Annotated in this window: 9 protein-coding genes; all 9 read right to left on the bottom strand. The window is 42.7% G+C overall.

The genetic code is table 11. From position 1 onward, the window contains the following. Positions 1-38: 38 nt before the first annotated feature. Entirely contained in the window at positions 39-6,710 is a 6,672-nt protein-coding gene (locus QM968_RS05865) for a KxYKxGKxW signal peptide domain-containing protein (RefSeq protein WP_414382928.1), read from the bottom strand. Positions 6,711-6,890: 180 nt separating this feature from the next. After that, a complete protein-coding gene (locus QM968_RS05870; RefSeq protein WP_414382930.1) occupies positions 6,891-12,665 on the bottom strand; it encodes an accessory Sec-dependent serine-rich glycoprotein adhesin in 5,775 nt (1,924 codons plus the stop codon). 237 nt (positions 12,666-12,902) lie between these two features. After that, a complete protein-coding gene (gene gltX, locus QM968_RS05875; RefSeq protein WP_070594326.1) occupies positions 12,903-14,360 on the bottom strand; it encodes a glutamate--tRNA ligase in 1,458 nt (485 codons plus the stop codon). A gap of 434 nt (positions 14,361-14,794) precedes the next feature. Continuing rightward, complete coding sequence (locus tag QM968_RS05880; RefSeq protein ID WP_070594325.1) at positions 14,795-15,577, bottom strand: alpha/beta hydrolase; 783 nt, start codon at positions 15,575-15,577, stop codon at positions 14,795-14,797. A gap of 72 nt (positions 15,578-15,649) precedes the next feature. Continuing rightward, the gene (locus QM968_RS05885) at positions 15,650-17,311 is read right to left on the bottom strand and encodes a ribonuclease J (RefSeq protein ID WP_070594323.1); all 1,662 of its coding nucleotides are present in this window, start codon (positions 17,309-17,311) and stop codon (positions 15,650-15,652) included. A 205-nt stretch (positions 17,312-17,516) separates the two neighbouring features. Next, positions 17,517-18,059, bottom strand: coding sequence for a hypothetical protein (locus QM968_RS05890; RefSeq protein WP_414382933.1), 543 nt, complete (start codon positions 18,057-18,059; stop codon positions 17,517-17,519). Positions 18,060-18,972: 913 nt separating this feature from the next. After that, positions 18,973-19,737 carry an ABC transporter ATP-binding protein gene (locus QM968_RS05895; RefSeq protein WP_414382935.1) on the bottom strand — a complete coding sequence of 255 codons (765 nt, stop codon included), beginning with the start codon at positions 19,735-19,737 and terminating at the stop codon, positions 18,973-18,975. Then, positions 19,734-20,600 (bottom strand): ABC transporter permease, encoded by an 867-nt coding sequence (locus tag QM968_RS05900; RefSeq protein WP_009731788.1) that lies wholly within the window; start codon positions 20,598-20,600, stop codon positions 19,734-19,736. Before QM968_RS05900 ends, QM968_RS05895 begins: the two co-directional genes overlap by 4 nt. Before the next feature lie 154 nt (positions 20,601-20,754). After that, positions 20,755-23,367 carry a GbpC/Spa domain-containing protein gene (locus tag QM968_RS05905; protein ID WP_414382937.1) on the bottom strand — a complete coding sequence of 871 codons (2,613 nt, stop codon included), beginning with the start codon at positions 23,365-23,367 and terminating at the stop codon, positions 20,755-20,757. Positions 23,368-23,388: the final 21 nt, after the last annotated feature.

Consider the following 23,388-nt stretch of genomic DNA (forward strand, 5'->3'; position numbering starts at 1 on the left):
TATGAGATTCACTCGAAAAAATGATATTTCCTACTAGATCAGTTCCCCTTCTTTTTACGTCGGGTCAGTCCAGCAATTCCAGCTAACCCTGTAACAACCCCAAGAAGAGCTGATGTCACAGTTCCTGTTTCGCCAGTATTCGGAAGCGCCACAGATTGGCTGTGTTTTTGTGAACCACTTGCTGATTCTGATGAAGACAATGATTCTGAACCAGAAGCTGATTGTGAACCACTACCAGATATTGATACTGATTGTGATTGACTCACTGAAACCGACTCAGATGTCGATACTGATTCAGACGTTGAAACTAACTCGGACGTTGAGACTGATTCTGAACTTGAAACCGATTCTGAAGTAGATACTGATTCAGAGGCTGAAACTGATTCTGAGGTTGAGACCGACTCAGACGTTGAAACTGATTCTGAGGTAGAAACTGATTCTGAGGTAGAAACCGACTCAGACGTTGATACGGATTCGGACGTTGAGACCGATTCAGAAATTGAAACCGACTCGGATGTCGACACTGATTCAGACGTTGACACCAACTCAGACGTTGATACAGACTCGGATGCTGAAACCGATTCAGAGGTTGATGCAGATTCTGAAGTAGAAACTGATTCGGACGTCGATGCTGATTTAGAAGTCGATACTGATTCAGACGTAGACACTGATTCTGACGCTGATTCTGACGTCGACGCTGACTCGGACGCTGATAATGACTCAGACGCTGACAATGACTCTGAAGTAGATACTGACTCAGAGGTTGACATTGATTCAGAGGTTGACACCGATTCAGACGTTGATACTGATTCTGAGGTAGAAATCGATTCAGACGTAGACACTGATTCAGAGGCTGACAATGACTCGGATGTCAACACCGATTCAGACATTGAAACTGATTCGGATACAGAAACCGACTCGGATGCTGAGACTGATTCAGAGACCTCGGATGTTGACAGCGATTCAGATGTCGACACGGACTCAGATGTAGAAACAGATTCTGAGGCTGATACTGACTCGGATGTTGACAATGACTCAGACGCTGACAATGACTCTGATGTCAACACCGATTCAGACATTGAAACTGATTCGGATACAGAAACCGACTCGGATGCTGAGACTGATTCAGAGACCTCGGATGTTGACAGCGATTCAGATGTCGACACGGACTCAGATGTAGAAACAGATTCTGAGGCTGATACTGACTCGGATGTTGACAATGACTCAGACGCTGACAATGACTCTGAAGTAGATACTGACTCAGAGGTTGAAACTGATTCAGATGTTGAGACTGACTCAGATGTTGAGACCGATTCTGAGGTTGATGCTGATTCAGACATCGATGCTGACTCTGACGTTGAAACTGATTCAGAGGTTGAAACCGATTCGGAAGTCGATAATGACTCAGACATCGATGCTGACTCTGACGTTGAAACTGATTCTGAGGTTGAAACCGATTCGGAAGTCGATACTGACTCAGATGTTGACATTGATTCAGATACAGAAACTGATTCAGACATTGATATAGACTCAGATGTAGAAACAGATTCTGAGGCTGATACTGATTCAGAGGTTGACATCGATTCAGACGTAGACACTGATTCTGAGGCTGACAATGACTCGGATGTCGAGACTAACTCAGATGTAGAAACTGATTCAGAGGTTGAAACTGATTCAGATGTTGAGACCGATTCTGAGGTTGATGCTGATTCAGAAGCCAATACTGATTCAGACATCGATGCTGACTCTGACGTTGAAACTGATTCTGAGGTTGAAACCGATTCGGAAGTCGATAATGACTCAGATGTTGAAACGGATCCAGAAGTCGATACTGATTCTGATGTAGATACCGATTCAGACGTTGAAACCGATTCAGATGTCGATACTGACTCAGATGTAGAAACGGATTCAGATGTAGAAACAGATACTGACTCTGATACTGATTCAGATGTCGATGCTGACTCAGATGTAGAAACGGATTCAGACGTTGACATTGATTGACTTACTGACGTTGAAACGGATTCAGATGTAGAAACTGATGCTGACTCTGACGCAGAAACTGATTCAGATGTCGATACCGATTCAGACGTTGAGATCGATTCAGATGTCGATACTGACTCAGATGTAGAAACTGATTCTGACGTTGAGACCGATTCTGAAGTCGAAGCTGACTCAGATGTAGAAACTGATTCAGATGTCGATACCGATTCAGACGTTGAGACCGATTCAGATGTCGATACTGACTCAGATGTAGAAACAGATACTGACTCTGATACTGATTCAGATGTCGATGCTGACTCAGATGTAGAAACTGATTCAGAGGTTGAAACTGATTCAGATGTCGATACTGACTCAGATGTTGAGACTGACTCAGATGTTGAGACCGATTCTGAGGTTGATGCTGATTCAGAAGCCAATACTGATTCAGACATCGATGCTGACTCTGACGTTGAAACTGATTCTGAGGTTGAAACCGATTCGGAAGTCGATAATGACTCTGACGTTGAAACTGATTCTGAGGTTGAAACCGATTCGGAAGTCGATACTGACTCAGATGTTGAAACGGATCCAGAAGTCGATAATGATTCTGAGGTAGATGCTGATTCAGAAGTCGATACTGATTCTGATGTAGAAACGGATTCAGATGTAGAAACAGATACTGACTCTGATACTGATTCAGATGTCGATGCTGACTCAGATGTAGAAACGGATTCAGATGTAGAAACTGATGCTGACTCTGACGCAGAAACTGATTCAGATGTGGAAACAGATACTGACTCTGATACTGATTCAGATGTCGATACTGACTCAGATGTAGAAACTGATTCAGATGTGGAAACAGATACTGACTCTGATACTGATTCAGATGTCGATGCTGACTCAGATGTAGATACTGATTCTGACGTTGAGACCGATTCTGACTCAGACGTAGAAACAGACGCTGATACTGATTGACTTACTGAAACTGAAGTGGATGCAGATGTACTCACTGATTCAGATGACGATACTGACTCACTCAATGAAGCAGAAGCTTCTTCTGAGGCTGACTCAGATGCAGAAACTGATTCGGAGGTCGATTCTGACTCAGACGTAGAAACAGACGCTGATACTGATTGACTTACTGAAACTGAAGTGGATGCAGATGCACTCACTGATTCAGATGACGATACTGACTCACTCAATGAAGCAGAAGCTTCTTCTGAGGCTGACTCAGATGCAGAAACTGATTCGGAGGTCGATTCTGACTCAGACGTAGAAGTGGACTCAGACGCACTTACTGATTGACTTACTGAAACTGAAGTGGATGCAGATGCACTCACTGATTCAGATGACGATACTGACTCACTCAATGAAGCAGAAGCTTCTTCTGAGGCTGACTCAGATGCAGAAACTGATTCGGAGGTCGATTCTGACTCAGACGTAGAAGTGGACTCAGACGCACTTACTGATTGACTTACTGAAACTGAAGTGGATGCAGATGCACTCACTGATTCAGATGACGATACTGACTCACTCAATGAAGCAGAAGCTTCTTCTGAGGCTGACTCAGATGCAGAAACTGATTCGGAGGTCGATTCTGACTCAGACGTTGAAGTGGACTCAGACGCACTTACTGATTGACTTACTGAAACTGAAGTGGATGCAGATGCACTCACTGATTCAGATAACGATACTGACTCACTCAATGAAGCAGAAACTGATTCGGAGGCCGATTCTGACTCAGACATAGAAACAGATTCCGATATCGAAACAGACAGCGAGCTAGACACAGATTGGCTTTCTGAGACTGAACTACTCAACGATGCTGACAAACTTTTTGACTGAACTGAGCTAAGTGACTGGCTCGTTGATGAAGATTGACTTTGTGATACGCTAGTCTTCAAGGATTCACTCAAGGAATTTGAGACACTCTGTGATTTCACAGCACTCAAGGACGCACTCGCTGAAGCAGATTGACTTTGTGAGACACTAGTCTTCAAGGACTCACTCAAGGAATTTGAGACACTCTGTGATTTCACAGCACTCAAAGACACACTTGTTGAAGTAGATTGACTTTGTGAGACACTAGTCTTCAAGGACTCACTCAAGGAATTTGAGACACTCTGTGATTTCACAGCACTCAAAGACACACTTGTTGAAGTAGATTGACTTTGTGATACGCTAGTCTTCAAGGATTCACTCAAGGAGCTTGAAACACTTTTTGAAGCAAGTGTACTCAATGAAAGGCTCATCGAAGTAGACTGCTTAGTGGACTCGCTTCGACTTTGTGAAATGGATTCTTGCTTAGACTGACTAACACTTTGCGAAACTGACTGACTATGATCACTATCTGACAATTTCACAGCTACGACATTGGTCGTACTATCTTTATAAGTAATGGTGACTGTACCATCACTATTAACCGTATAGGCCTTAATACGGTTGGCTACCTCTGGATTGACAGCTGACACAGCCTCAATCACCTTGCTCTTATCTGCATCTGTCAATGCAGTTAGGCTCGTCACCTGAATAGTACCCGTTGGGGCTACACCTGGCGTACGATCAGCTAAGCGTCCTTGGGTCATCCGAATCTCTCCCAAACCATTTGGTCGATTCATATTGGACGCCTTGTCAATAGCCGCGACGTTGCGTTGCCATGTATTCCGGTAGGTATGGTAAAGATCATCCTTCAAATGAATGGTCGTTGTGATGGTTGCAGGGTTGGCACTAGTAGCCGTAATCTCTCCCGTGATAGGTGCAATATCACCTGTTCCATACTGGCTGCCACCAAAGAAATTCCCGTTCAAGGCATTGTCGTTCAAATCTGCTCGTGCAACGACTTTCATTTCTTTCAACTTGCCACTGTCATCAGTAGCTGTAAAAGTCACAACTGCATCATCACCAGCATAAAGGACATAATTCTTCCCTCCACCTTCAAGAGGGGTTGACTTCGGTTCTACACCATTAACAGTCAACTTAGCCGTCACTTCAGGACGTGTGGCATCCGTTACAGCTACAGAATTACTGGCATCTGAATAAACCGCATGTTCACCATAGAGGATTCGAGCTTTGGCTGTTACTCCACCTGTTTGCAACTTCACTGTCGGTGTCACAATCGCTTGACCCGAAGCATCTGCCACTGCTGTTCCGATTTCATCATCATTATTGTATAAGACAACAGTAGACCCTGGCTCAGCCCCCGTCACCGTTACAGGTGTTTGAGTATAGGCTTTCTCTAGTAAGCGAGTCTCAACCGTCGGTGCTGCTAGGCGCTTAACAGGAGCGGTTACATCATTTGTGGTGTTATCTTTATAAGTAATAGTCACCACACCAGATGATGAAACCGAATAAGATTTAAAATCCTTTGAAGTGGCAATATTTGGGTTAGCAGTCTTAAAGGCCTCCCAAACCTTATCTTTTTCGGCTTGAGCGAGATTACTTGTGTCATTAACATAAGTCCCCGTTGTCACAGCCGTAATCGGGTTTCGAATGCCATCATTTTGTGGCAAAACCTGAATACGAAGCGTACGTGTCACTGATTGCCTAGCCGTATTAGTCACCACAAAAGAAAGATTATAAATTTTCCCAGGCGTTACGACCTCTGTCTGGCCAACGGTTCCCACAATATTAAAAGCCACTGCACTATTTTTTAGTGCCGACGTCTGAGGAACGTTGATGCCATTCACACGATCACTACCAGAAGCGTAGCCAATGCTTTTAATACTATTTCGTGTAGGAATCGTTTCAACAACATTATAAGCATGATTGATATAATCTGAATTATAGACAGAAATCAAAGCATTATTGGCTGGCCCTAGATTGTATTGGGGCGCACGAAGGCTGGTATCTGTGTCAATACGGTTCCCATTTCGAGGGTCGCGCTGACCAGATGTCGCGCGCAGCACCGCGTTGACCAAACGATTCCGAGCGGTTTTTGCTTGACTTTCTACTGCGTCGATTTGGATGGCTGGATTAGATAACCCTGAACGAATAGCTTCTAAAGCCAGATCTCCATACTCAATAGCAGATTCGGTCCCCGGGATTTCCATGGCTTGAGCGCGATAAGTATATAAATCTAATGCCAAGACTTGCAGACGCTTCACCTGGTCTTCCGAGCGAGTGGTCTGAGCATTCCCGGCCGTTTCACCCTTTTCACTAACCGTTTCGCTATGAGAGATTTCCTCCGAACGACTACTGCTAGCTACTTCAACCGAAGACTGACTCTCCACATGATGAGCTGAACTGCTTGTAAGATGTGATTCACTGATAGAAATCGACTGAGAGAGGGAGGCGCTGACAGAAGAAGACTGACTTCTGAACTCTGAGAGAGATTCCGATTCACTAATAGACTGACTCACTGAGACAGAATCCACAGCAGACATCGTACCCAAAACAAAACTATCCTGATCAACAATGCCGGTTGATGGACTGATCTCAGACTCAAGAGTAGAATTCACCCCATTTTCCTCTGCTAATACTCGATTAGCAACTGTTGTTGCTCCAGCAAGAGCCCCTAGTACAACCATACCTTTTACTAGGTCTGCAGGCATTTGACGTGAAGAATCATCATATCTAACCATGATTTTTTCATCCACACCAGCTCGCATGACACGAAAAAGCCCTAGTCGAGAGACCGATGCTCGTACCCAATTCTTTCCTGATTTGATTAATTTATAGCGGGTAACTCGGTCCGTTTCACGAAATTCACCCTTCGAACGTTTAAAAAACATGTCCGCTCCTTAAATTTTAGATATCAAGTTATTATACCTTATTTTTCCCCTAATGTAACTAATTAAGACCATTTTCTGACACGAAAACCAAATACAAAAAGAGAACCCGAAGGTTCTCTTTCTTGATCCTTTTTCATTTCCCACATACTTGAAATGACCGAATCAAATTAGGATAGAAGATTATTTTTCTTCTTCTTTGCGACGTCCAAGTGCTGCAACCCCTGCAACCCCTGCAACTGCTCCAAGAAGAGCTGAAGCTACAGATCCTGTTTCACCAGTATTTGGAAGTTGTTCAAGAGCTGGAGCTGGTTGAGCTGGTTGCTCAGGAACTGGGTTCACTGGTGTGTTTGGTGTTGGATCCATTGGTTTATTAGGCGTTGGATCTACAGGAGTATTTGGTGTTGGAGTTGGTGGTACTGGTGTGTTTGGTGTTGGAACGGTTGGCGTCTTCACAAGTTTATAAACGTAAGTAACGTTCTTATCACCTTCGATGACTTTACCAGTTGTTGGGTCAGTTGTTGTCAAGTGACCTTCACCGTCAACCTTACCTACTGGGTAGTTACCTTGCGGTACCAATTCATAGACTTTACCATCTGGAGTTACGATTGTCTTAGGACGGTTATCCACAACTGTATCGTAGTCTTTACCTACTGGTTGGTCTTTCTCATCAACCACTGATGTCTTGATGGTCTTACCATTTTCATCCACATAGTGAACGTAAACATTACCCTTAGGTTGAGTTGGTTCTTCTTTAAGTTTGTAGATGTAAGTTACGTCTTTACGTCCTTCGATAACTTTACCTGTTGTAGCGTCTGATGACTCAAGGTGACCTTGTCCATCAACTTTACCTACAGTGTAGTTTCCTGCTGGCACCAATTCATATGTCTTACCATTGTATTGGATTTCTTTTGGACGGTTGTCTACGACTGTATCGTAGTCTTTATCAACTGGTTGATCTTTTTCGTCAACTACTGAAGTCTTGATAGTGTTACCTTCAGTGTCTTTGTAGTGTACGTAAACGTCACCTTTCACTTCTTTGTAAACGTATGTGATGATTGAACGTGGTTTATCAACTTTACCTTTAATTGGATCAGATGATTCCAAGTGTCCATCGCCATCAACTTTACCTACTGGGTAGTCACCTTTCGGTACGATCTTGTATGTCTTACCGTCTGGAGTCTTGATAGTATTAGGTTTTTCACCTTCCTCAGTTGTGTTATATGGTGTGTCATATGGTGAGTTTGGTGTGTCTTGACGAGGTTTCTTGATTTCTTTACCTTTTTCGTCTACGTAAGTGATGATAACGTCACCTTCTTTAGGTTTCGTTGGATCTTCCTTAAGTTTGTAGACGTAAGTGACATTCTTATCACCTTCGATTACTTTACCAGTTGTAGCGTCATCACCTGTCCAGTGACCTTGTTTGTCGACTTGACCTACTTTGTAGTTACCTGCTGGTACCAATTCGTATGTCTTACCTTGGAACTCGATTTCTTGTGGACGGTTATCTACTACTGTATCGTAATCTTTATCAACTGGTTGATCTTTTTCGTCAGTGACATCGTCTTTAATCTTGTTACCATTGACGTCTACATAGTGAACGTATACATTACCCTTCACTTCTTTATAAACGTAAGTGATAGTTGATTTAGGTTTGTCAACTTTACCTTTAATTGGATCAGATGATTCCAAGTGTCCATCGCCGTCGACTTTACCTACTGGGTAGTCACCTTTCGGTACGATCTTGTATGTCTTACCGTCTGGAGTCTTGATAGTATTAGGTTTTTCACCTTCCTCAGTTGTGTTATATGGTGTGTCATATGGTGAGTTTGGTGTATCTTGACGAGGTTTTTGAATTTCCTTACCATCTTCTTCACGGATGTAAGTGATGATTACTTCACCTTCTTTAGGTTTCGTTGGATCTTCCTTAAGTTTGTAGACGTAAGTGACATTCTTATCACCTTCGATTACTTTACCAGTTGTAGCGTCATCACCTGTCCAGTGACCTTGTTCATCGACTTGACCTACTTTGTAGTTACCTGCTGGTACCAATTCGTATGTCTTACCTTGGAACTCGATTGTTTTCGGACGGTTGTCTACTACTGTATCGTAATCTTTATCAACTGGTTGATCTTTTTCGTCCGTTACAGATTCCTTGATCTTGTTACCTTCAGTGTCTACGTAGTGAACATATACATTACCCTTAGGTTGTGCTGGTTCTTCTTTAACCTCTTTATAAACATAAGTAATCTTAGAAACTGGTTTTTCTACTTTACCTTTGATTGGATCAGAAGTTTCAAGATGTCCTTCACTATCAACTTTACCTACTGGATAATCACCAGCCGGTACACGTTCGTATTTCTTACCTTCAAACTCAATGTACTTAGGTTGTTCATCGTTCTCAGTAGTGTCATAAGGCGTGTTGTAGTCTGACTTAGGAGTATCTTGACGTTGGACTTTAATTTCCTTACCATCATTCTCACGGATGTAAGTAATAATAACTTCACCTTGAGGTTTTTCACTTTCAGAATTTGATGAAGAGTTAGATGCTGATGCTGATACTGATGTAGAAAGTGAAGTTGAAGTACTCAATGATTCTGAAATGGATACAGAAGTTGATACTGATTCAGACGCTGATACTGATTCTGAAACTGATGCTGATTCAGATGCTGATACTGATTCAGATACTGATGCTGATTCAGACGCTGATACTGATGCAGATGCTGATACTGATTCAGACGCTGATACTGATGCAGATGCTGATACTGATTCAGATGCTGATACTGATGCAGATGTTGATACTGATGCTGATTCAGACGCTGATACTGATGCAGATGTTGATACTGATGCAGATACTGATGCTGATTCAGACGCTGATACTGATGCTGACGCTGATACTGATTCTGAAACTGATGCTGATTCAGATGCTGATACTGATGCAGATGCTGATACTGATTCAGATACTGATGCTGATTCAGACGCTGATACTGATGCAGATGCTGATACTGATTCTGACGCGCTTGCTGACTCTGATGCTGATGTTGAAGCAGATTCAGATGCTGATTCTGACGCGCTTGCTGATTCTGATGCAGATGTGCTTGCTGACTCAGACGCTGACGCTGATGCAGATTCTGACGCGCTTGCTGACTCTGAAGCAGACTTAGATGCTGATGCTGACTCAGATGCAGATTTAGAAGCAGATTCTGATTGTGACTCAGATACACTTGCTGATTCAACTTCTGATTGGCTCAATGATGCAGATGCTGATTCTGATGCAGATGCTGACTCAACTTCTGATTGGCTCAATGATGCAGATGCTGATTCTGATGCTGATTTAGAAGCTGATGTTGTATCAGATTCTGATTGTGATACAGATTGTGACTTAGATACTACTTCTGATTCAGATTGTGACACTGATTGTGATTTAGAAACTACTTCTGATTCTGATACAGATTGTGACTTAGACGCCACTTCTGATTCTGATTGTGACACTGATTGTGATTTAGAAACCACTTCTGATTCTGATACAGATTGTGACTTAGACGCTACTTCTGATTCTGATGAAGATTGTGATTTAGACACTACTTCTGACTCGGATTGCGAGTTTGAAGCAGAGGTAGAGAAAGATTGTGATTGAGAAGCTGATTCAGAATCACCCATTTTCTCAAAGTAATAGTTTACATCAGTTGATGGTTTAATCGCAGTAGGAATTGAGTAGTTGTTTGAGAATGATGAATAACCCTTCAAATCAGAGTATACTTTACCATTTGGTGCTGTTGGGTCATTCGCAACAGATCCTTCTGCTTGGATTTCTGGAACTTTACCAGCAATGATGTTGTAACTGTTATTACCAGCTCCGGCAGGTGTCAATGATGTGCTTGGAGCACCTTTGAATGGACGTGGATAAGTATGTAGAGTTCCGTCCATTTGTTTATAAGTATCTGTCTCAGTAGGAGACGACCAACCAGTAATAATGAGTGATTTGCTTCCAGCTGTTTCGTTGACTTCAATGTAGTAGTCACCATTTTTGCTGTTTACTTTTGTAACTTTAGTCTCATCAGACTTCCACTCTTCACCAGCCTTATTAACTTTACTTGTGTAGATGAGTGTGTACTTAGATACATCTTCAGTACCAATATCAGATGTAGCAAAATTGTTCACTTGAGATGGATCAAGAGCGTAGAATTTCGTTACAGTCGAACCATTTGTATCCACGATTTCAGAAATACGTTTCACATAGTAGTGGTTGGCTCCACCTTGAAGTTCGACCAGTTTTTGACCGACAACACCTTTACCAAGGATACCAGATGTTTTTTGAGTAGAATCTGTTGTAGCAGCTACATGCTTGTAACCAGGGATATCACGGTTGTTTGAAGCTGTAAATTGTTGTCCTGCAAGACCTGTTTGTGTGTAGCTTGCAAGATCTGTTTCATTTCCAGTAGGTTTGTATAGTTGACCTGGAGTAGAGTTACCTTGGATAAGCTTATAGTGAGTTGTTTGATCAACTGTTGCATAAGGAACAGAAGTTTGAACGTTTTGTTTGTCTTCACCTTCATTACCAGGATAGTTAGTATCACGGATTTGAAGTGTTTCATACTCAAGCTTCGCATTTACCAATGAGAAGGTAACGTTTCCTGGATCAGTGCCGTTAGCACCTGTATAAGTCAAAGTATTGGTTACATCAGAGTTGTTGTTGGTGATGTAGCTTGGAAGTGAGATGTTGCTTTCTCCAGCTTTGAGGGTACGAGTGTAGACTTCTGATCCATCAGATTTCTTCACAATACGCAAGTAAACATCTGGATTAGCTGAAAGACTACCAGTGATGGCAGAACGATCTACTGCAAGAGTAGCATAGTAATCAAAGTTTGTTTTCGCACCAGTAGAATGGTCTGTTTTAAGGAATTGCCATACACCGAAAGTGAAACGATCAGCGTTTGGATCCAAAGCATAGCCAGACTTGCTGAAGGCTGCATCCTCAATCGTTGCACCGTTCGCATCTGTAATAACTGGAACTGTCGTTCCATTAGTACTTGTTGAGATTGGTGACAACTGAGCTGAAATGGCTGGAGCACCATTGACTGTTGTATTACCAGTAAAGCCTGCTGCAGTCAAGGTTGCCATCATGTCATCTACTGACTTGCTCAAGCGTTCGCGTTGGTCTGCGTATGCTTGCGCTGATGCATTGGCATTGATCAAGCTGTTGCTTGCTGTCAATTCAGTTTGAACTTTAGAAATTGCCGCATCAAGTGCTGCTTTCTTCTCTGGAGCCGATACAGTTGCTGAGTAGTCTCCTGCAATCTTGTTCAACAATGCTGCTTCTGAAGTGTTTTGTTCCAAAACAACTTTATCTTCAGCTTTCGCTACTGTTGTAGTAGCTTCTACCCTTGCTTCAGAGCCAGCTGCTACAGTTGATTCGCTTGAAGCTGCTGAAAGTTCTGCTGAACCTTGTTCGCTCAATGAAACTGATAGAGATGCTGATACTTTTACAGATGTTGAGGCAGAAGCGCTAGCTGATTCTGTTGTTGATTGAGATTGAGATTCAGTAGTTGACTCAGTTGTTGATGCTGTTGTTGATTCAGACTGAGATTCTGTTGTTGATGTTGTTCCAAGGACTGTACTTCCTTGGTCTACAAGTGCTTCGCTTGAAAGTTCAGATGCAGTCGCAACGTCTGATCCAGTTTCATCAGCTTTTGCAGTATTTGCTACTGTAGCTGCACCAAGAACAGCCCCTGCTGCTACGATCCCCTTGAGCAAGCCTCGGCTTGTCATTTCCTTCACTGATACTGCGTCTTCACGGACTTCAGCTACAACTGTCTCTTCGACTTGACCACGAATGACTTTCAAAAGACCAAAGTTTGAAGTCGCTGCACGCAACCAGTTTTTACCTGACTTGATCAATTTGAAACGAGTCACTCGATCCGTTTCACGGAATTCACCATTAGAACGTTTAAAAAACATTTCTATCTCCTTATTGCATTTTTTATTTCCCTAACATTATAGACTAATCTGTCGAATTTTGGAAGCAATTATTCTTAATTATTGCTATTTTTTTATAATTTTTGTTTTAAATAGTGATAAAAGCGTTTTCGGTCGTGTCAATTTGTCAAACCGGGGCAATTTTTTGATAAACTCCTATAATACTTTTACTTTAGAGCTAAAACAAAAAGCCCCTTTTAATAGGGACTTTTCTGATAATTATCTGATTTTTTCCAACATATTTTCAATATGCTGGATAGATTTTTCACGTCCAAGTAAATAGATGGTATCTGGCAATTCAGGACCATGCATCTCCCCTGAAACAGCGATACGGATTGGCATAAAGAGATTTTTCCCTTTGATACCAGTTTCCTTTTGGACTGCTTTGATTTGTGGGAAGATATTTTCTGCCACAAACTCATCGTCTGACATGGCTTCCAATTTCGCTTTGAAGGCTTCAAGTACAGTCGGAACCGTTTCACCAGCCATGACTTCTCGCTCAGCTTCAGTCAATTCTGGGAAGTCAGAGAAGAAGAGGTCTGTCAATGGAACGATTTCATCCACTGACTTCATTTGTGGTTTGTAGAGCTCCACTAATTTTTCAGCCTTGTCTGTCAAACGACCTGCTTCTTCAAGGAATGGTTTAGCCATTTCAAAGATGGTCGCAAGGTCTGCATTCTTGATGTAGTCATTGCTCATCCAGTCTAGTTTCTTCTGGTCGAAAGCTGCTGGAGACTTGCTAAGGCGGTTTTCATCAAAGAGCTTGATCAGTTCGTCGCGAGAGAAGATCTCATCTTCCCCACCAGGGTTCCAACCAAGAAGGGCGATGAAGTTAAAGACTGCTTCTGGAAGGTAGCCCTTCTTACGGTAATCTTCGATAAATTGAAGGGTGTTAGTGTCCCGTTTAGACAACTTCTTACCAGTTTCAGAATTGATGATAAGTGTCATGTGACCAAACTCAGGTGCTTCCCATCCAAGCGCTTCATAAACCATGAGCTGTTTTGGTGTGTTGGCAATGTGGTCATCTCCACGGATAACGTGAGAAATTTGCATATCGTGGTCATCGATGACAACGGCAAAGTTGTAGGTTGGGTAGCCATCTTTCTTCTGGATGACCCAGTCACCACCGATATTGCCACCTTCAAACTCGATATCACCCTTGACCATATCATGCCACTTGTAGATACCAGACTCATTCACTGCCAAACGAACCGTCGGGATGATGCCCGCAGCTTCACGTTCTGCAACGTAAGCTGCTTTTTCTTCTTCGCTCATGCCAAGGTATTCGTTGATGTAGCGAGGTGTTTCACCGGCTGCTTCTTGACGTTCACGTTCTGCCGCTAACTCTTCTTCTGTCACATAAGATTTGTAGGCTTTTCCTTCCGCCAAGAGTTGGTCAATGTATGTTTGATAGAGTTCCAAACGTTCAGACTGGCGGTAGTTTTCATGCGTCTCAGGACTTTCATCCCAGTCCATGCCTAACCAACGAAGGTTTTCAAGCTGGGAACGTTCACCGTCTTCGACATGACGTTTGCGGTCCGTATCTTCGATACGGATGATAAAGGTTCCACCATGGTGGCGTGCATACAAGTAGTTAAACAATGCTGTCCGAGCATTTCCGATGTGTAGTAGTCCGGTTGGACTTGGTGCATAACGCACACGAATATCTTTTACCATGTTTCTCTCCTCTTGTCTTGTTCGCTATTTCTAGCTCATTTTTCAATCGTTCCTATTATACCACAAAGAAAGCGGGACTGAAATGAATAAGTGACAATTCCAACTTTTCTTCCTATATATAAGAAAAGAGAGTGGGACAGAAATCGGTCATTCGTTAGAATTCGATTTCGTCGTCCCACCTCCGCACAGTTGAGTAGGGCTGTAAAAGCTGATGAAATCAGCGTAGTAGAGACCACTCAACCACTGTGTCTTGCTCGACAATCCAAAAACAATTAAGAGGCTAGGACTTTTGTCCCAGCCTCCATATGATGATTGTTTCCATCTTAATAAACGAACACGCCCTAAATGCTGTGTGAAAAAGATAAATTCTCTTGTGAGCATCGCTCCCTGCGACAATTTCCTTTTTTCACTTTGCATTTTACGGGCTTTGTATCTTATTTTAACCGTTCTTCTAATTCAAAGTCAATTGGCAGGGTTTGTAAAAAGTGTTCCAACTCCCGTTCCCAATAAAACCATTCGTGCTTGCCTGGACTGTGGCTATAAGTGACATCCATGCCTAATTTCTTTAATGCCTTCACTTCATATTGATTAGCTTCATAGAGGAAATCCTGCTCCCCACACCAGATCCAGAGCTTGGTCTTTTTATCTGAAAACTTCTTCGCAGCAGTCTCAAGGGAGTAGGGACTCGTCGTCCAATCTTCTATATCCCCAAAGATTCCCTTCCAAAAGGCCGGTTTCTCCAAGTCATTGTTTTCAAAGTCTCTATCGTGAAAACTAAGTGCTCCAGAGAAACTCGCAGCTCGAGAGAAACGATTTGTCTTGAGGGCCAAGAGCATCGAGCCATAGCCACCCATGGACAGACCTGCAATAAAGGTTTTCTCTCGTTTTTTGGTCATATTCGGGAAGAAGCGAGAAAGAGTCTCTGGCAACTCTTCCGCGATGGCCGTGTAGTAGTTGTAGCCATACTGGGTATCTGTGTAGAAGCCATTATTGGTATTGGGGAGGACCACGATCAGATTGGTATTTCGCAAAATGCGTTCTACATTGGTCCTCTTCAACCAAGAATGATGATTGCCATTCATCCCATGCAAAAGATAAAGGACAGGAATATCCGTATCCGCTGGATCCTCCACGCGCGACGCGTCAGGATAAAGGACGGACACACCCCACTCCATCTTCAAGGCTTCTGAATAATACTCAATCTGCATAACTGCCATTTGATTTCCTCTTTCTACTGTTAAAAACACTCGGCAAGCCTCCGGCCGCCAAGCGTTCCCTTTTCTTCTACTTTATTTCACTTCCATCACGACTGGTAGGATGGCTGGACGACGTTTGGTTTGTTCAAATAAGAACTTAGACAAGTTGTCGCGTACCAAACCTTTTAACTCACCCCAGTCAAAGCTGTCTTGTGTCAAATAGTCTTCAACGCTTTGGTTGACCAAGTCGCAACTTTCACGAAGAATATCCCGACTCTTCTTGACGTAGATAAATCCACGGGTATGCACGCGCGCTTTGGAAATAATCTTCTTGTCCTTGCGATTCACCGTAATAGCGACGATGAAGATCCCATCTTCTGACAAGACTTTACGGTCACGAAGGACGATATTGCCCACATCGCCAATGGCATTCCCATCAATCATGACATCTCCAGACGAGACACTTCCCGCAGGAACGAAGTCACCCTTTTCATATTCCATCACGGATCCACGTTTTGGAATAAAGATATTTTCAGGTAGGATACCGACTTCCATCGCCACCCGCGCATGGGCATCCAACTCACGATACTCACCTTGGATTGGGAAGAGATATTTAGGTCGAAGGAGGTTGATCATCAACTGCAAGTCTCGTGCGTTACCGTGACCAGACACGCGCAAGCTTGACGTGATCAATTTAACAATTCCACCAGCTTGGTAAATCATATTTTCCACACGTGCCACCACTGCTTCTTTGGCAATAGACGGTGTAGTGACGATGTAGACCAAGTCCCCATCTTTAATTTCCACATAACGGTGGCGGCCGATAGACATCTTACGCAAACCATTGATCGGCTCACCCATCCGGCCTGTTTCTAAAATAATCAATTCATGATCCTCAAACCGGCTCATTTCTTTGGGTTTGATCAAGAGTTTTTCGTTGGGAAGAGACAATTTGTTCAAGCGAATGGCTGTTCGGACGATGTTTTCCACATCAAATCCTGTCAAGACCACCCGACGTCCAGTCTCAGCAGCAGCATCAAAGACCTGCTGGATCCGAGAAAGGTTGCTGGCTACGGCTGCCACGATCACACGACCATCCCAGTCCGCAACGGTATCCAGGATTTCATCCCCTACTTCTTGCTCACTGGCAACTTGAATGGTACTATCCGCATTGGCTGAATCACTCAAGAGAGCAAGCACCCCTTCACGTCCGATCTCAGCCAAGCGTGCAAAGTCGGTCGCATAAGACTCGCTTGCAGTTTGGTCAAATTTAAAGTCTCCTGTGTAGACGATATTCCCCTCAGGAGTACCGATCACAATCCCAATACTTTCAGGGATCGAGTGGGTGGTTTGAAAGAAGGATACAACAGCATCGCCAAAATCGATCTCCGAATTTTGATCGATGATATGGAAGTCATTGAATTTCTTGACACTGTCATTACTTTTTACAAAGAGTTTGGCCAACTCAATGGTCAACTCTGTCCCGAATACAGGGACTTTCGCTTCAGCTAGAAGATAAGGCAAGGCTCCAATAGCATCCGCATGACCGTGGGTCAAGAAAACACCCGCAATGCGCTCCTTATTTTCAAAAAGATAGTCCATATTTGGGATGACGACATCCACCCCAAGTTGCTCATTTTCTGGATACTTCAATCCCGCATCCAAGACAAAAATCGATTCGTTCACTTCAGCGACGTAGAGATTTTTCCCATTTTCTCGAACACCGCCAAGAGTGACTAATTTAATACTACTCACTGTTGTCTCCTTTAGTGTAATTTTTTTAATACTTACGGTCCTTGGTTCCCCAAGTCGAATTACAGCTTTGCAAATACTTGCATATCCACTCTATTATACAATTTTTTTCTATTTTTTTCAAAAAGCTTTCCCACAGCAAAAAAGCCTCCCCATCTAAAGTAGATGAGAAGGCTTCTAGGCGCCTATTTTTAGGGGGAAAAGACCCCTAAAGATGGTAATCTCCCCGTTTATTTTCAATAATCCGCATAGCCGCCTTGATCACATGGAACTTAGCCAACAATTCCTCTAGGCGCTTGCTATTTCGAACACTCAATTGACCGTTCTTGATTGCTTGGGACAGACGATAAAAGTCATCCAAGTCCTCTCCAATATTTTCAAACAGTTCTTTGGCTTCCTTGAGCCGGTAGCGGTTGACCAAGTGGTGCAAGTCCTTTTTGAAAGAAGTGACATTGTTTTCATGAATGTCCGTGTAAACTTCCTCTTCTTCCTTTGGTTCTTGGTAATTAACCGCCTTGAAACAAGTGATGAACTCACGACTTTTGATGTTGCAGACAAAGATGACTCCATCACTAGCTACATAGGCTTCCGTGTTGGCTGGTTGAACCACATCACCATCATAAGGAGAGAGGGAAGGGAGGTGTTGGTTGATCCAGCGGTTCAGGTGCTGATCATCTATGCCAAAGCGCTCAAAAGCCCTTTGCCGAAAATGGTCACGACAACTGTACTCTTGCCCATACGACAATCCCATACTCTCACCCCCTCCTTTGTATCTTTATAAAAATGGCCTCCAGTCTTACGGGACTAGAGGCCTGGTCTGCTTCGCTGACTTGGTGCAATTAACCTATTGGCTAACAAAACAATGTTTATGATGTTGATTTCATTTAATAGTATTTTTGTAAAATACCAGAGGTTTTCTTTGCTTTCCAAATCTAAATTTATGAGCTTTCGACTGGACGCGTTGAAGTTTGAAAACCTTTATAAAAAGCTTCTACCTACTATTTCCACGTTTTCTTATGTCTTCGGACAAGCTAAGCAGGCTTGCCCGACCGTCCAACCGATCCGACACACACGACATAACTGCTCTTTTACGTTAAGAGCATGAACAGCTATCAGCAAAACAGGCCTAAAACGAAGTAACCTAAAAACTATTTCGATAAGGCATTGGAATCAATCCCTTCTTCATCTTTCTATCTATATTATACTCAACCCCCTTAGCGATTGCAAGCGATTCCATCTGAAACTAGTTTCTATTTTTATGCAGTTTTCTTCTGAACTCTTTCTAAGCTTTTTTGTTGTATAAGGCAGTCATTGAAGGGACGACGTATATTTATAAACAGTAGCTTGTGTTTTAGAAAGAGAAAAAGCTAGAGAACAAGCTCTCTAGCTTAGCATGTAGACAAGGCACTGTAGCTGATTGAACTCTTCTCTCGCTTGATCAGTTCGGAAGAATCCTAATCAGACTTGTGGGGGTAGGACGACGAAGCGTTCATAAATCATATCGCTTCTGTCCTACTCCCTATTTTCACTGTATCCGCTACGCCCTTTGTATCTTATTAAATGAACACGCCCTAAATGCTGTGTGAAAAAGATAAATTCTCTTGTGAGCACCACTCACTGCAAGAATTTCCTATTTTCACTTTGCATTTTACGGACTTTGTATCTTATTCTTTCTCAAACAATTCATAGTAGTCTGCGATGGTCATTTGGGCTTTTTCTTCTTGATTGAGATCTTGGACGATCTGTCCATCTTTCATCACAATCAAGCGATTGCCATATTTCAAAGCATCTTCCATATGGTGAGTAATCATAAGGGCAGTGAGAGCATCTTGTTTCACAAACTCATCGGTCAAGGTCATCAGAGCCTGACTCGTTTTTGGATCCAAGGCTGCGGTGTGTTCGTCTAAAAGCAAGAGTTCTGGACGTTTTAGTGTAGCCATCAACAGACTCAAAGCCTGGCGTTGTCCCCCTGAAAGAAATTCAACTGCTGTGTCGATATGATTTTCTAAGCCATTGCCAATCTTAGAAAGAACTGCTTGAAACTCTTCTTTATAGCTTGCCAAGTGGCGCGGAATCAAGCTACGTTTTTCTCCACGAAACTTCGCTACCAAGAGGTTCTCTGCTACTGTCATCCGGGGTGCAGTTCCCATTTTAGGATCTTGAAAAACCCGCGATAGGTATTTGGCTCTCCTTTCTGGAGAGTATGTGGTCACATCTTCCCCAAGAATATAGATCTTTCCACTGCTAACTGGAAGGGTTCCTGCAATCGTATTAAAGAGGGTTGATTTTCCAGCTCCATTGCCCCCCAAAATCGTGATAAAATCATGTTCTCGAATTTCCAAGGAGACATCATCCAGAATGACTTTTTCTTCATTCATCCCATTGCTCACAGACTTGGTTACATTTTTTAATTCTACAATCGCTGTCATTTACTGAGTTTCGCTCCTTTCATGATTTTTTCTTTAAAGGTCGGAATCATCAAACAAATAGCTAGGATCAAGGCACTGAAGATTCGAATATAGCTGGTATTGATGCCAAGGGCAATCACAGCCCAAATCAAAAATTGGTAGGCGATCGATCCGATCGCAATACTGAGCAAGCGCTCTGTCAAGGTGACATTTGAAAAGAGAACCTCTCCAATAATGAGGCTGGCAAGCCCAATAACAATGACACCGATTCCACGCGAAGCATCCGCATAACCTTCTTGCTGGGCCATCAGTGCACCAGATAGAGCAATAATACCGTTTGAAATGACCAAGCCCATCAGTTCCATCCGGTCGGTATTGATCCCAAAACTTCTAGCCATATCTGGATTGTCTCCTGTTGCGATATAAGCCTGACCCAAACGCGTATCCAAGAAGAAAATTAAACCAAACACCACAAGAGTTACAAAAATCAAGCCAATGAGGATCTCATTGAACCCACTGGCAAAAGGAAGAAATTCCTGAATTTTTTTATAACCCAAAAGCCCCAGATTGGCCCGCTGCATCACAAAGAGAATAACCGAGTTACAAGATGTCATCACCAGGATCCCTGACAAGAGTGTGGGGATTTTCCCTTTTGTATAAAGAAGTCCCGTCGCAAGGCCCGCCAAGCATCCTGCTCCAATAGCAGCCAGGGTCGCTATAAGCGGATTGACCCCTTTGGTGATCAAGGTCACCGCCACCGCTCCTCCAAGCGGGAAGGAACCTTCTGTCGTCATATCTGGAAAATCTAAAATTCGGAAGGTCATAAAGATTCCCAATCCTAAAATAGCCCAAATCAAACCTTGTGAAACAATTGAATTAATCATAGTCTCTCCCTTCGATAATAATAGTTTTATTGTAACATAAATATGAAAGAGAACCTACAAGAAATTTCCAACATTTCACATAAACCGTATTCAAAGACTTCAAAAAAACCAAAAGATTAATACCTTCTGGTTTTTTAATGATTGAAGAAAGATATTAGTTTTCTTTTTTCTTTCGAGCAAGACCAAAGCCCGATGCAATCATACCAAACAAGCCAATGCTCATTAGGGTCATTGCAGATTCTGTACCGGTATTTGGCAACACTTCTTTCACCTCAATAACATCAGATACCGGATTTTCTTCAACCTTTTGCTTCACCATTGGCGCAGGCGTATGATAGCCAATAGTTGGTTTAGGCTCTGCCTTAGGTGTTGGTTTCGATTGTGGTTCCGGTTGTGGTTTCGGTTGCGGCTCTTCTTTTGTAACAAGAATATTATTTTTATGCCATTCCACTGTCGGTTTGATAGTTTCTTTTAGCACAGGATCCTTTTCCAATTCAGGGGCTGTTGGCTTCACCGGTTGTTCTGGAACTTTTGGTTCCACCTTATAAAGTGGGGAAGCTGGTGGAACTGGAACTTCCTTTTCAGCTGGAACATCTTTGATTTCAGGTTTTTCAGGAGCTGTTGGTGCTGTTGGTGCTGTTGGTTTTACTGGCTCTTCTCCTGGATCTTGTGGAAAGGCAACGTTTGAATTGATTGAGAACCAATAGAGGGTTGCTTCATCCGTAGCATTTGCTCCCTTAGCAGTGAACTCAAGATGGCCGTCTTTCAAGATAACTGCACCGCCACCATAGTAGAGATACGGACTTTTTGGATCATCCCATCCCTTAGTTGAACTTGAAGGATCCGCATTAAAAGTTGCACCTTCGTTCATATACTGGTTTTGTTCCTTGGCAAATACTTCCTTTGTAGTTGGATCTTGGTCAACACTAGAGTTTGGCAACTTAATAAACTCTTTATTCCCAATATTTACAGACTCTACGTGAGGTGTATTTTGGTGCTTCATCCGTGGAGTATAGGTCAAAATCCCTGATCCCGCATCAACTGAATATGCACCGACAATATCAGAACTACCCCCAAATTCATAGTCTTCTGTTCCGATAGAATGGCCATTCCCTCCACCTGAAGCATTGACTGTCGTCACATCAAGGACAGTTTCTTCACTGACTGAGAAACCATTCCCATCCCAAGTTGCTTTTTGACTAACGATCTTCAATGGATTGTCAGCATCATTAAAGACTTGAGCGCTACCGAAGTTTGCATAGCCACGCTTCACAGCAACATCTGCTCCGTCAAGACTAGGGTTACTACCATCTGAATAAGGATCCCAAGTTCCACGAACAGTGTTTCCATTGATATCTTTAGCTTCTACAAGGAGGGCGCGAGGTTTGTCATTTTCAACATAAGAAGCTCCATTCCAGTGGTTTAAGGAATTCAAAGCCAAAATGGCATTATAGTTAGCTAAATTAATCAATTGATCATTTTCATCATAAAATTCAACATCAACACCAACTGTGACGGGTTGGTCTGTGTCAGTTGAGCTACCGATTGTCATTGTCACTGCTGGATCATTGTAAATTTGAACGATTCCTCGTCCGTCATTAGATGGCAAGCTTTTCACTTCATACTTGTAGACCACTTTAGCAATACGCTTGATATCACGACCTTCTTTGATAGTAGCCTGGCTAAGACCCTTGTAGGTTACATCGAACTTATCTCCAACTTTGACCACTGCCCATTCGATTTCATTATCCGCATATGGGTTCGTTGTTGTCAAATCTGAATCTTGTAGGTTCTTAGTTTCATACATCTTGGTAGCTTTACCGTCCCCATACAAGCGAGATTGACCTTCTTTTGTCAAATACGTAGTAAGTCCTGTTGTTTGGTGGTAAAGCGTTGTTGTTTCCCCATCTTCCAACTCTTCTGGAAGGAAGGTCAAATCTTGTTTGTACTTCTCAGGGTTTCCTCCACGCTCTTTAACCATCTTATTGAAGGCATCTTTAGCATCATCGTATTGCGCTTTTTTCTTCTTGTATAGTTCATTATCAATCAAGTAAGCTGCTTGCGCTTCATCATAGAGACGCTTTTTCTCCTTGTAGTCAGCCAATTTGATATCGTAAGCCTTTTGGGCTAAATTGTTTTCTGTCTCAACGGCTTGTTTGGCTTTAACAGACTCAATATAAGCTTTAAAAGCCGTTTGGTATTCTTCAAAAGCTTTTTCATAAGCCACTTTTGCAGCCTGATTATCTGCTAGGGCTGCAGCATTTTCAGCCACTGCTTTCTCGTAAGCAGCTTGCTCTTTGTTATAGGTTTCAACTTCCTTGTCATAAGCTGCCTGAGCCGCAGCATTTTTCGCATCTACAACTGCTTTTCCCTTCTCATAAGTTGCTTGATTCGCTGCAACTTCTGCCTTATAGTCTGCTACAATCTTATCAATAGCAATGGCTTGCTTCGCATAATCTTGCTCAGCAGTTTTTTCATCTGCTTGGGTCTTTGCTTCTGTTTCTGTAACTTCAAGTCCAGTAGTCACCGCATCTGTTTTCGCAGTCTCTAAATAATCTGGTACAGCAACTTCTTTAGCCTCAGTTGTCGATTTTGTTGGAGTAGCCGTTGTTGAAGTGACTGCTGTAGTAGCTGAAGCAACTTCATCTGCAGAAACAGATGTAGCTCCTGCTACTGCAATAACCGTAGCTACCGCTACGGAACCAAAAGCGACAGACGTTTTACGCAAGGCATACTTAGTAGTCTTGCTATTTTTAATTAGTGACATATAGTTCCTTCTAACCTCTTT

This window comes from Streptococcus sp. OMI870 (assembly GCF_047460295.1).
GTDB lineage: Bacteria > Bacillota > Bacilli > Lactobacillales > Streptococcaceae > Streptococcus.